This is a genomic window from Corynebacterium sp. H78 (genome assembly GCF_037572275.1).
GTDB lineage: Bacteria > Actinomycetota > Actinomycetes > Mycobacteriales > Mycobacteriaceae > Corynebacterium.
This window is the reverse complement of the sequence record NZ_JBBHKX010000002.1, coordinates 147785-160499: the sequence shown is the minus strand read 5'-3', so window position 1 is coordinate 160499 and position 12715 is coordinate 147785. Positions and strand designations below refer to the sequence as shown.

At 55.9% G+C, this 12715-nt stretch carries 11 protein-coding genes and 1 pseudogene; 3 read left to right on the top strand and 9 right to left on the bottom strand.

Annotated features, from left to right (window positions below):
* Positions 1-8: 8 nt before the first annotated feature.
* The 9 genes and pseudogenes from rplR to benA form a co-directional block, all read right to left on the bottom strand.
* Positions 9-407, bottom strand: a complete 399-nt coding sequence (gene rplR, locus WG934_RS01965; protein ID WP_339977025.1) for a 50S ribosomal protein L18 — start codon at positions 405-407, stop codon at positions 9-11.
* Positions 407-943: a 50S ribosomal protein L6 gene (gene rplF, locus WG934_RS01960; protein WP_339977023.1), complete on the bottom strand. Its 537-nt coding sequence runs from the start codon at positions 941-943 to the stop codon at positions 407-409. Before rplF ends, rplR begins: the two co-directional genes overlap by 1 nt.
* 14 nt (positions 944-957) lie before the next feature.
* Complete coding sequence (gene rpsH / locus WG934_RS01955) at positions 958-1356, bottom strand: 30S ribosomal protein S8 (RefSeq protein ID WP_339977021.1); 399 nt, start codon at positions 1354-1356, stop codon at positions 958-960.
* Positions 1357-1799: 443 nt separating this feature from the next.
* A complete protein-coding gene (locus WG934_RS01950; protein WP_339988471.1) occupies positions 1800-2708 on the bottom strand; it encodes a GDSL-type esterase/lipase family protein in 909 nt (302 codons plus the stop codon).
* A gap of 327 nt (positions 2709-3035) precedes the next feature.
* Positions 3036-5696 (bottom strand): helix-turn-helix transcriptional regulator, encoded by a 2661-nt coding sequence (locus tag WG934_RS01945; protein WP_339989214.1) that lies wholly within the window; start codon positions 5694-5696, stop codon positions 3036-3038.
* A 74-nt stretch (positions 5697-5770) separates the two neighbouring features.
* Positions 5771-6610 (bottom strand): 1,6-dihydroxycyclohexa-2,4-diene-1-carboxylate dehydrogenase, encoded by an 840-nt coding sequence (locus WG934_RS01940; RefSeq protein WP_445228169.1) that lies wholly within the window; start codon positions 6608-6610, stop codon positions 5771-5773.
* Between the two features lie 44 nt (positions 6611-6654).
* Positions 6655-7707: pseudogene (gene benC, locus WG934_RS01935) on the bottom strand (benzoate 1,2-dioxygenase electron transfer component BenC); the annotation flags it as partial.
* A 23-nt stretch (positions 7708-7730) separates the two neighbouring features.
* Positions 7731-8225, bottom strand: coding sequence for a benzoate 1,2-dioxygenase small subunit (gene benB / locus WG934_RS01930; RefSeq protein ID WP_339977017.1), 495 nt, complete (start codon positions 8223-8225; stop codon positions 7731-7733).
* 34 nt (positions 8226-8259) lie between these two features.
* Positions 8260-9756 carry a benzoate 1,2-dioxygenase large subunit gene (gene benA, locus WG934_RS01925; protein ID WP_339977015.1) on the bottom strand — a complete coding sequence of 499 codons (1497 nt, stop codon included), beginning with the start codon at positions 9754-9756 and terminating at the stop codon, positions 8260-8262.
* A 494-nt stretch (positions 9757-10250) separates the two neighbouring features.
* Between benA and catA the strand changes: the two genes are divergently transcribed.
* The 3 genes from catA to catC all read left to right on the top strand — a co-directional run bounded on the left by catA (position 10251) and on the right by catC (position 12685).
* Positions 10251-11108, top strand: coding sequence for a catechol 1,2-dioxygenase (gene catA / locus WG934_RS01920; RefSeq protein WP_339977013.1), 858 nt, complete (start codon positions 10251-10253; stop codon positions 11106-11108).
* A gap of 97 nt (positions 11109-11205) precedes the next feature.
* Positions 11206-12330 carry a muconate/chloromuconate family cycloisomerase gene (locus tag WG934_RS01915; protein ID WP_339977011.1) on the top strand — a complete coding sequence of 375 codons (1125 nt, stop codon included), beginning with the start codon at positions 11206-11208 and terminating at the stop codon, positions 12328-12330.
* 73 nt (positions 12331-12403) lie between these two features.
* A complete protein-coding gene (gene catC / locus WG934_RS01910; protein WP_339977009.1) occupies positions 12404-12685 on the top strand; it encodes a muconolactone Delta-isomerase in 282 nt (93 codons plus the stop codon).
* The last annotated feature ends 30 nt before the right edge of the window (positions 12686-12715 follow it).

Sequence of the window (12715 nt, the reverse complement as noted above, 5' to 3'; positions counted from 1 at the left end):
CTGCATCATTAGAACTTCAGGCCACCTTCACGAGCGGCATCAGCCAGAGCCGCAACGCGACCGTGGTACTGGTAGCCACCGCGGTCGAAAACGACCTTCTCGATGCCAGCTGCCTTGGCACGGTTAGCGATCAGCTCGCCAACCTTTGCTGCCTTAGCGGTCTTGTCGCCGTCAAAGCCCTGCAGATCTGCATCGAGAGTCGACGCAGCAGCCAAGGTGTGGCCGACGGTGTCGTCGATGACCTGTGCGGACATGTGGCGAGAAGAACGGTGCACAACGAGGCGTGGTGCCTCTGCAGTGCCGCGAATGTTCTTGCGCAGACGCGCGTGACGGCGAGCACGGGCTACACGACGACGAGTCGAGATGTCCTTGCCTACCGGGAGGCGCTTTTCGTTGGTGTTGCTCATTACTTACCCGTCTTTCCGACCTTGCGACGGACATGCTCGCCCTCGTAACGGATGCCCTTACCCTTGTAAGGGTCATCCTTACGGAGACGACGGATGTTCGCGGCGATCTGTCCGACCTTCTGCTTATCGATACCTGCGATGGACAGCTTGGTGGTGCCATCGACCTCGAAGGTGATTCCTTCAGGAGCCTCAATAAGAACAGGGTGGGAGTAACCCAGGGAGAACTCGAGGTCCTTGCCCTTCTTAGCAACGCGGTAGCCCACACCAAAGATTTCCATCTTGATGAGGTAGCCCTCGGTTACACCAACAACCAGGTTGTTGATGAGGGAGCGGGACAAACCGTGGAGAGAGCGGTTCTTGCGGTTATCGTCTGGGCGGGTGACGACGATTTCGCCGTCCTTCTGCTCAACCTTGATTGGCTCAGGAATGGTGACAGAAAGTTCACCCTTTGGGCCCTTCACGGTGACGTCCTGACCATCAATGGTTGCAGTGACGTTGCCCGGAATAGCTACGGGGTTCTTGCCGATACGCGACATTGTGTAATTCCCCCCTACCAGACGTAGGCGAGGACTTCCCCGCCTACCTTCTTCTCAGTTGCCTGACGATCAGTCAGCAGACCCTGAGACGTGGAAATGATAGCCACGCCCAGGCCGCCGAGGACCTTTGGCAAATTGGTGGACTTAGCGTAGACACGCAGACCTGGCTTAGAAACACGGCGAACGCCAGCGATAGAACGCTCACGGGATGGGCCGTACTTCAGGTTCAGAGTAAGGGTCTTGCCGACCTTTGCATCCTCGACTGCGTAGTCCTCGATGTAACCCTCCTGCTTGAGGATTTCAGCGATATTAGCCTTGAGCTTGGACGACGGCATCGAGACGGTGTCGTGGTACGCATTGTTTGCGTTACGCACGCGCGACAGCATGTCGGCGATTGGGTCAGTCATGGTCATGGTTAGTGACCGATTCCTTTCTCGCTACGGTTCCGTCCCACCTCGAAGCACGCACATAAGTCAGGCCAAAGATGGCTGAGACTTGGAAGCGCACTAAAACGTTATTCTCGCGATTTCGGGCTACTGGCGCCGTACCGGTTCAATAGCCGGTCCGGCTCGCCACCCGTGACGCGGGAGACGCTGTAAGGCGAGGGGCCTTTAGCAAAGTTGTTACGATTTACACCCGAATCAATGTGGTACCTACCTGCGACGCCACCAGTGGTGAACGCACAGAAAAATAGCCCTCATTGAGCGGACTGCCTGAGACTACCAGCAACCCTGCCCGATCCCCAAATCCCCTTTTTCGGCACCGTTGCAGGCAGGGGTGGCTTTTACGCCTTCCTATACGCCATAGAAATGACGAAAGCCCTCCCACAAAAAGTGGGAGGGCTTAATCGAATAGCTTAACGAAGGCCACCAGCAATGATGTTGCCCATCGCGTACTCGCCAGCAATGGTTGGGTGGTTCGTCATTGGCCCAAGCGCTGGGTCAGCGAACCCTGCGACCCAACGATCTGCATCGTTAGGGTTGCAGGTGCCATGTCCGATGGACTGCTGGTACACGTCGATGAAGTGCGAGCCAGAGTACTCTGCTGCGCTTCGGATGGTGTCACGGAATGCGCCCTGGATCTGAGTTGCACCTGGAGCATCAATTGGGAAAGTCTGTCCCGGCATGTTAACCAGGCACAGCTTATCGCCGGTTGCGTACTCAGGGTAGGAAGTCAAGGTTACTCGCGCCCCTGGAGCGACCTGCTTCACGCGATCCTTCACCTGGCGCATGGTGTCACGGTACACAGTTGGATCCATGTTGTCCTGGCCCATCATGCGACCCCCAACGTCAACCCACTGCAGTGCGTCCATACCGCCGTACATGAGGACAACTTCCTTGGTACCTGGACCAAGATCGCCCTGAGCAATTGCTGCCTCCACGTACGCGAGGAGCTGAACGACTGGCATGCCACCGGTACCGTTGCAGGACCAGTCACCTACGGACATATTAAGCTGGCCAGCAGCAATCTTTGGCCAGTTCTCCATGTCCGTTGCACAGTTGACAACCAGTGGATTCTGACCAGGCTCGAGACCACGCGGGCCAGCCTTGCCAGCGTTTGCGGTGAAGGAATCGCCGAACGCAACAAATTCCTTATTACCTGGAGCAGGCGGGAAGCTAATTCCAGGAATTGCCGGGGATTCAGGCATTGCAGGCAATGGAGGAAGTGCCGGCTGCGCGGAGGCGGCTCCTGCACCAAGGCCCAAGCCAGCCACTGCAACAGCAGCAACTACTGCAGAGCGGAGCTTCGTAGACATCTTCGCCATGTTTATACGTCCTTAAGTCTTGATGTGGATCGATCTCACGCGCAGGTAACAAAACCGTGAGAAGTACTGAGATTTTCTCGCGCGCACAGATTTCAGCTATTGACGCTAACGAACATGACAGCTTTACACAATTAGTAAGGATGAGTCACAGTAACTGCATCCTTTAACAGTAGTCACACTTGCGACGCTCCCACCTGCGCACATCCTCGTCCATCTAATTTATCGGCATTAAATGACGTTCCCCCCATCGCGGGTAGCCCCATGCCCTACAAGCCCCTCTTAGGGAATTCTCCGCACACGCTTACCCGGATCAAAAGTGAGCGTTATTCACCCGTGCTGGATCCCTTTCATCGCAGCGGGTAACTCCGCTCTATTCCGAATACCGAGCTTTCGGTAAGCGCGGGTGAGATGGTACTCAACCGTTTTCGGCGATAGGTATAGCTCGCTCGCAACATCTCGATTAGTCGCGCCTTGCATCACAAGCGCCACAATTTCGTGCTCTTGTGGTGTCAGCCCCGTGTCCGTTTTCTCTCGCGGCCCCAGGCCCGCAGCTCGTCGCTCGCGGTTGCATCGCTCGACGAACGCCGTGGCCCCCATACTCGAGTACACCTCACCAGCACGCGCAAACATCCCTTCTGCTTGCCGACGCTTCCCCACTCGACGCAGCGATTGTCCGTATTCAAAGAGGATTCGAGCACGATACGCGGGCATAGGTAGGGTTTCGATCTGTTCGACCGCTTCATCAGACAATGCAATCGCCTTTTTGATATCCCCCTCAGCGAAGTGCAGCTGAGCTTGCACAGCCATGAGCTTTGCAGTCAGCGAACCAGTTAGTCCCGGCCGATCGAGACTCATCTCAAGTAATCGCTTCGCTTCTCCGGCGTGACCACCTCGTAGGAACGCAGTGATGGCGACGTCTTCCCATGGCCAGAATCCAGGCTGCAAAATGCTGCCTTCATCATGAATATCCACCAGTTCGCGCGCCGAACGTACTGCGGCATCGAGATTGTTCTGCCGCAGCATCGCCAGCATTCGGCACATTGCTGCTGGAATCCTCTGAATTCGGAAAGAATCTTTGGGCAGGTTCATTCGTGACAGGTAATGCTCGTAGAGCGACTTTTCTCCACGGAAAAGTGCGATTTGTGCCCCTGACCACAACAGCAGTGGTTCCAGTGACTTCTGCCCGAATCTTTCTGCGCGAGCAAGGCCGCGCTCGACTGTCACGGCTCCTTCAGTGAAATCTCCCAAGACGAAATGCGTCCGAGCAAGCCACGCATACTGCCAGGTACTAATACGCTCAGACCCTTCGATGCCTGGCACAAACTGCAAATGCTGGCGGGCCGAAATGGGATCATCAGCAGCAAGGCTCAGCCAACCCAATGCCATATTGCGCCGTTGGATATGCAACGGCGATTCCAACGAATCATGTTCGTCCGTGGGGAGCGTCTGCGTCAACGCTCCTTTAGCTACAAGTCCGATCAACTCCGCTTCAAATCGCGTCGTTGATCCTGGCTCGGCCCATTCACCTACCTTTCGAACCCACGCGTTGGTTTCCCTCAAATTCCATTCCAGCAGATGGAACAATGTCATCCGAGCAGCTAGTCTCGCGCCTGCTTCGCCACGATGCTTTCCAGACTCGTCGAGAAGCGAACGCGCACGGTTGAGTGCCCCAGCTGCTACTCCCCGATTGCCAGATTGAGTGGCAAGATAGCCGATCATTGATTCTTCTTGCACAGTCGATGCCTGGTAGACGAAACTCTGTGCTCGCAAACTAGCTGTGGGAATATCACCGGCGGCGATGAGGGCCTCGATGGAATCAATGTGCATCGTCTGCGCGATGTCGGTGTCAATGCTGTAGTTGCCCGCGATACGCAAGAGGGCCGACGCGGAGCGCCAGCGACCTTCGCTAATAAGCGTCTCGACGTAGTCGCGCAGCGCCGAAGCCGATTCTCTGGACAGGCGTTGTTCGGCAAGAGCTGTATGGAATGCGGCCTCATCCGGACGTTGAATCCGCGTATAAAACTCTGCTGCTTGTGAGTGCAGTTCCGCAGTTGTTCCAGGTTGAGTCAGTGCTTGAACAACGTATCGATCACGGGCACGAAGAAAACTCACCTGGGGTGGTGCTTTCATCGGCCGAACCGCAATAAACCCGATACGCACCAACTCATCGACGACGGTAGTGTCATGCCCCAACTCATTGAGTAACTCAAGCGGGCAATCCCCTTGTGTAATGGCAATGGCCGACAGCGCAGACTTCAGCGTTTCGATGTCAACCCTCTCGGAACTACGCAAGCGACGCTGCAATGACGACTTCCAGCGCCCTGGAATAGGAATCTCAGGTCCTGGCTGATGCCAATACTCTGCGGATTCGGCGTTCATTACTTCGCGCACCAAACCCGGCCACCCATGCGTCACCAAATGCAGCTGATCCACTGTCGCGCCATCAAGGTAGACACCATGCTCCGTGAGAACATAGGAGGCAAGTTCTTGCAGGTCGAGGGGTTGTAGCTCGAACACTTCGTCGGCCAGTGCTTCTAGGTCCACAATGTCTGGAGCAGTCACGTGGTGCTGCCCGCGCGCGTCACTGGCGATGCAACAAACTAACGCGATCCGTCCAGCAGTTGACTTTCGAGTCAGACCAATGAGGAACTGCAACGACGTCACATCACAGTGATGCGCGTCATCTACGACCACGACCGATGAACGATCCAGCGCATCGAGGTGATCTGTAAGCTCCGCCCGCGAGGTAAAGCCGAGACGCGCAGCCACTTGCTTTACGACGGCACCCGCGGTCTGCGCTTCCCATGGCAACGCAGAAACCCGGGCCACTGTGTACCCGGGCAGCGTTTGAGCTAGATCATGTGCAATGGACGACTTGCCAGTGCCAACGGCACCGGAGATTTGCACGACAATCCCATCTCCGGCATCACGCTCCCGGATTTTCCCAGCAATATTGTCCAGCTGAGATCCTCGGGCACCACGATGCATAGTCACGCGATGTAGTTTACAAGCCGGCGTGTTCGGTTCGGCTTAGTTTGTATAAATGGGCTAGTGCGCTTCGACTAGCCTTGATCCCCTCCACCAACGGGGAGCACGGAACCAGTGATGTACGACGCTTCCCTTGAGGCTAGGAAGCAAATTGGCGCAGCTTGTTCGTCAAGAGTTCCGTAGCGACCAAAGTAGGTCGAATCTGTGGTCTGCTCAACGATCTCGTCGTACCACTGTGCTTCTTGCGCTCCCTTAGGAGCAGGACCGCGAGCAATGGTGCGTGGTGGCGCGAGAGTTCCGCCCGGCGCGGCTGCAACTACCCGCACACCGTGATGCGCTGCCTCCTTGGCAAGTGCTGACACGATGCCGTTGACGCCACCTTTCGCAGCTGCGTATGGCACTCGGTTGATGCCACGCGTTGCTACCGACGACACATTCACGATGGTGCCGCCACCGTTATCGATCAGAGCTGGCAAGGCTGCGCGGCACATCCACAACGTTGGGAAGAGGCTGCGACGGATCTCCTTCTCGATCTCATCCACCGCATAATGCTCGAATGGCTTCGCCCAAATCGTGCCACCGACATTATTAATAAGGACATCGACGCGCCCAAATTTATCGATGGCAGTAGCGATCGCCTTTTCCGCACCTACGTATGTTTCCAAGTCAGCAGTTGCAGCGTGTGCGCCGGGCAGCTCGTCAGCAACAGAAAACACATGCTTGTCACGGTCAACCGCAAGCACCTGTCCGCCTTCATGAGCGATTCGCTTTGCGACGGCGTATCCAATGCCCTGCGCTGCTCCGGTCACCACGACAACTTGTCCGGAGAATCGCCCAGGAGACAGAATCTCCTGTTCTGCTGCATCACCGACAGGTACGTGCGTCGATTCAGCATTATCCCGATTCATTGTCATTAGCGAGAAGCTCCTACCAGTGATTCTGCGCCTTCATCGATAGGCGTAGCAGTTGGCTTATCGGCATCCTCAGCAACCTGCGATGACGGATTGAACTTCTCGAAGAAGAAGTTCTCTGGTGGGTTGTCCTGGTTGTTCAGGAACGTGCGAACTGCTTCGACCATTGGTGGTGGTCCACAAAGGTAGATGTCCGCTTCGCCGTTGTGAAGGTGCTCGTCCGCATCACAATGGTCAGTGACGTAGCCCTTCAACTCCGCAGTAGATTCCTTGTCCGCAACAACAACTGAGTAGTCGAAATCTGGCAAGGATTCCTTGTACGACTCGATGCGCTCAAGCTGGACGACGTCGTGGTCGAATGTTGCGCCGTAGATGAGTCGCACGGGGACGTCGAGAAGCTCATCATTTGCGAGCTGCTCCAAGATGGAGAGAATTGGAGCCAAACCGGTGCCACCTGCGAGAAGCAGAATTGGGTTGACGGGTTCGCGGAGGAAGAAGGATCCGAAAGGCCCGGTCATGGTGAGGCGGTCGCCAACCTTTGCGGTGTCGGCAAGCCAGTTGGTCATGAGTCCGCCTGGGGTGTTCTTGATGAGGAAGCTCTGCTTGCCTTCCTTTGGCCCGGAGGAGAACGAGTAGGAACGGGTCTGGTCAGAGCCTGGAACCGTGATGTTGATGTACTGACCAGGCAGGAAGTTCAGCTCGGTTGGCGTATCCAATTCGACTTCCAGGTGGAAGGTGGAATCCGACAGTGGGCGAACGTCAGTGACGGTGCCCTCGAAAGTGGATGCTCCAGTCTTCGCTGCGGCCGAGGTAGTGGCAACCTGCAGGACAATGTCGCTCAGTGGCTTCATCTGGCAAGGCAGGCAGTAGCCTTCGTCGAATTCTTCTGGGGTCAGTGCTTCATCGACGAAGGATCCTTCGTCGAAGTCACCCGATTCACAGAATGCCTTACAGGTGCCGCAGGCACCGTCACGGCAGTCGAAGGGGATGTTAATTTTTGCTTGGTAGGCGGCGTCGGCGACGGTCTGATCTTCGGCGCAGTCGATAAAGCGAGTGATGCCGTCCTCAAACGCGAGTGCTACAGAGTGATTACTAGTCATGTCAATTCCTTCGGTTGTTCTTCTTAGACCATGTAGACATCCACGATGTGGTGGATGTAGTCGTTCTTCAGGACAATGCGCTTGGACTTGATCAATGGCTTGTCGCCCGAGACATCCAAGGTCACGAATGTGGTGCCGAAGTAGTTGTCAGTGGTGTTGTAGCGGAAGTAGTAGTTGGTCCAGTTGTAACGAACATCCACTTCCCCTTCGCGCTCAGCGACGACTTCCACATTGGTGATGTTGTGGTTCGTACGTGGTTCAGGAAGGCTCGTTGCAGAGGAGCGGTCCGTGCGAATGCGGAAGACACGGTCTTCGAGTCCGCCTCGGTTCGGGTAGTACATGAGCGAGATCTCCGACTGCGGATCTTCAGTCAGTTCTCCGTTGTCATCCCAGGCTGGCATCCAGTAGTCAACTTCTGGGTGGTAGCACTGGAGCCATTCCTCGAACTGGCGATCGTCGAGAAGCCGAGCTTCGTAGTAGAGAAAATCTTCGGCATCGTGGCGGGTAAAGGTGGTCATTGAGTTCTCCTTGGGCTGCGTGTTGGGGTTCTGCTTAGCGACGACGACGGCGACGGCGGCCTGCACCCGCGCCTGATTCGGCACGCTTTGCGGCTGCTGCTGCCTTGCGTTGTTCGCGCTGCTCATGGAAGGCGCGCGTTGCAGCTTCGGCTGCCTCCGCATCGACGACAGACTTGGTCGACGACGACTCCTTATCCAGCGCAGCGTGCATGATCTCTTCCCAGAATCCGTGCTGGATTGGGTACAAGCCTTCGTCCTCGGTGCGTGCACCGGAGGAGAGCACAGAGTTCATTCCGATACCCTTGGCAACCTCGTTCGGGCCTGCGTCTTGGTGTCCGAGGCCACGGGTCATGTCATTCCATGGGAAAGCAGTGGCTCGGTAGGTCTTCTGGCAGGAACGGAATTCTTCCAGGTCATCTGGGGTCGCCATGCCGGTGGCGTTGAAGAAGTCCTCGTACTGGCGAATACGATTCGCACGAGCTTCCTTCGACTCTCCCTTGGGAGCGATGCAGTAGATGGTGACCTCTGTCTTATCCACGTCGATTGGGCGGATATGGCGAATCTGCGACGAGAACTGATCCATGATGTACACGTTCGGGTACAGGCACAGGTTGCGAGAGGCACCAACCATGAACTCGCCGATCTTCTCGCCGTACTGTTCCTTCAGCTCTTCTCGACGCTCGTAGAGTGGGCGGTCCGCCGGATTGCCCCACCACATCCATAGCGCCAAGTGCCCGTGTGGGAAGGAGAAGTAGCCGCCACCCTGCTTGCCCCAGGTGCCAGCGTCCATCGCCTTGGTTTCATTGGTGGATTCACCAGTACCGCGGCGCGCGGTCGTAGCTGCATAGTTCCAGTGCGTCGATGACACGTGGTAGCCGTCGGCACCGTTTTCGGTCTGAAGCTTCCAGTTACCGTCGAAGGTGTAGGTTGATGCACCGCGAAGAACTTCCAGACCTTCAGGAGACTGGTCGACAAGCATATCGATCATGACTGTGGCATCTCCAAGATGCTCTTCCAGTGGCAACACGTCTGGGTTCAGAGAACCGAAGAGGAAACCTCGGTAGCTTTCAAACTTGGCGACGCGTCGCAAGTCATGGGAACCATCCTTACGGAAGTTCTCTGGGTAGGCACCGTCTTCTTCGTCCTTCACCTTGATGAGGGCACCGTCGTTAGCGAAGGTCCAGCCATGGAACGGGCAGGTCAGGGTCATACGGTTGTCTGTCTTACGGCGGCACAGCATGGCGCCACGGTGAGAACAAGCGTTGATGAGGCAATTGAGTTCCCCATCCTTAGAGCGGGTGATGACGACCGGCTGGCGACCGATGTAGGTAGTGAAGTAGTCGCCTGGATTGGGGATCTGCGACTCATGTGCCAGGTAGATCCAGTTGCCTTCGAAGATGTACTTCATTTCCATTTCGAAGATTTCTGGATCAGTGAAGATCTCCCGATTGACTCGAACGATGCCTTCTTCTGGGCGATCTTCGAGAGCTCGGTCAAGGGTGCTGCGGATCTCATCGATCGGTGTGCTCATGGGGTACCTCCGAAAGGTTTTCTCAATTTTCTAGAACCACACTGCGGCTAGAAAAGGGGCTGGTGAATCAGCGAAAAATGACAACTTCTCGCTCATTGCAATCACCGTTTCATTGATTGCTTAGTCACCATTGTGGCTAATCGTTACGCAGATCACACTAGGGAAACACCTAGGGTTGACCAAGGGTTAAGAGCGGTAAAACCTAATACCTTTCACCACTAGCAGTGCACCTGACCAGCCCAAACAAGGGTGAAACGACGGCTTGCAATCCTTAAAATGAGACCTTTTCCATTATTTCGACCATTGACTTAGTCAGTGACCCAGGGCACAGTAATGGTCAATCCAGCAAGTGGAGTCACCGTCCACCCAGAGGGGATATCAGATTGGTTCTTCCAATCATTTTGACCATCTACTCAACTGCACTCCACCGTCTGGAACCCTCTCTACCCGTGATGCACCCCATCACTCCAACTTTCCCTGAAAGGCGCAATGCAATGTCTGAAGCAGAGCTGAACCCAACCGCACACGACTCCGGCAATAAGGCCAGTGAAAAGTTCATGAAGGAGCAGGTCACGTCTGACACCTCCAAGGAGCGTGCACAGGCCATCTACACCGACCTGCTGAAGGCAATCGCTGATGTTGCTCACAAGCACGAGATCACGTACGACGAGTACCGCGTACTCAAGCACTGGATGATTGCAGTCGGCCAGTACGGTGAGTGGCCACTGTGGCTCGACGTATTCGTTGAGCATGAGATCGAGAAGATCAACTACAACCGCCACAACTACGAGGGCACCAAGGGCTCCATCGAAGGCCCGTACTACGTTGAGAACGCTCCAGAGCTTCCTTCCGTATGCGAGATGCCAATGCGCGACAAGGACAAGGCAGCAACCCCGCTGTACTTCGCAGGTCAGGTCACGAACCTGAAGGGCGAAGGCCTCGGCGGCGCACGTGTCGAGCTGTGGCACGCAGATGAAGACGGCTACTACTCACAATTCGCACCAGGCCTCCCAGAGTGGAACCTGCGTGGCACCATCGTCACTGACGAAGAAGGCCGCTACGAGATCAAGACTCTGCAGCCAGCTCCGTACCAGATCCCAGCTGACGGCCCAACCGGTTGGTTCATCGATTCCTACGGTGGCCACCCATGGCGCCCAGCTCACCTGCACCTCCGTGTCAGCCACCCTGGCTACCGCACCATCACGACGCAGCTCTACTTCGAAGGCGGCGACTACGTCGAGAACGACGTTGCTACCGCTGTGAAGCCTGAGCTTGTCTTGCACCCAGAAGCTGATGCCGACGGCGCAAACCGCGTTGATTACGGCTTCATCCTGGACGAGGACCGTGGCTAGTTCGTCAGCACAAACCTAGTGGTATTGGCCCTTTTCATGATTTATACATGGAGGGCCTTTTCCTCGTTAGAAAGTTCCGCAAGAAGGAGTTTTGCCAATGAGTTCCGACCTCAATGTTTCGAGGATCAGCACCCGTATCATCGATGTACCGCTCATTCGTCCCCATGGCTTCGCCACTTACACGGCAACCGCTCAGCCAATTCTGCTTGTTGAAGTGGAACTCGCTGGTGGAGCCAAAGGCTACGGCGAAGGCGTAGTGCCTGGCGGTCCATGGTGGGGTGGCGAAAGTGTTGAGACGATGCAGGCGATCGTCGAAAAGTACCTTGCACCCGCCACTACCAATCGTCCGGTGTCGGAGCTATCCGGCATTGTCCATTCGTGGGAGCGGTCAGTGGCAAACATGCGATTTGCAAAGGCCGCCCTGGAAATTGCGCTTTTCGACGCATGGGCGCGAGCACTCAACCAGCCGGTTACAACGCTGCTCGGCGGCCAAGTACGAGACAAGATTGATTACACGTGGGCGCTGGGAGTACTACCACTCGAAGAGGCAATCGCGGAAGTGCAGAGCCGAATCGATGAGTACGGTAACCGCAGCTTCAAGTTGAAGATGGGTGCAGGAAAGCCTGAAGACGACACCTCACGTGTAGTCGCACTGGTAGAAGCGTTGGGCGATAAGGTGGGCTTCCGCACTGATCACAACGCTAGGTGGTCTCGACTGACTTCGTTGCGTTACTTGCCGGAACTCGCAGAGGCCGGAGTCGAGTTGTTCGAGCAGCCAACTCCAGCGGCAGATTTGGCAACTCTGCGTGAGATCCGCCGTGTCACTGGCGTTCCTGTCATGGCGGATGAGTCAGTCTGCTCCCCTGGCGATGCACTCGCTGTCGTGCAAAGCGATGCCGCTGATGTTGTCGCCATCAAGACCACCAAAATCGGTGGACTCTTAGAGTCACAGCGGACCGTGGCAATAGCCAGCGCGGCAGGCTTGTCCTGTCATGGTGCCACTAGCCTTGAAGGTCCCTTCGGCACGGCAGCATCGGTCCACTTCGCGTGCGCAACCCCAGATATTGACTACGGATCAGAACTGTTCGGTCCGCAACTGCTGCGCGAAAGCTATGTGGAAACGCCAATGGAGTATTCCGATGGATATGTTCACCTTCCCGAAGGCCCTGGCTTGGGTATAGAACCCGACTGGTCTGCGATCGACTCGTTTACACGAAACTAGTCGCACACCTACTTTTCCTTCACCACCACTATTTCCTGCTCTTCCCCGATACATCACTAACTAAGGAGACCCAATGGCACTCTTCCATGTGCACATGAAGATCAACATTCCTCACGACATGCCTGCCGAGGAGCGCGAAAAGCTCTTTGCCGCTGAACGAGAGTTCTCCCAGAAGCAACAGAACTCCGGTAAGTGGCCGATGATCTGGCGTGTAGCCGGTCAGTTCGCGAATATTTCCGTCCTTGACGTAGCAGATGCTGACGAACTGCATTCGATCATCTCTAGCCTGCCCATGTTCGAGTACATGGACATCAACGTCACGCCACTAGCCAAGCATCCCAACGATGTGAAGTAGCCCAAGATAACAAAAGCTCGCCCCTTCGGG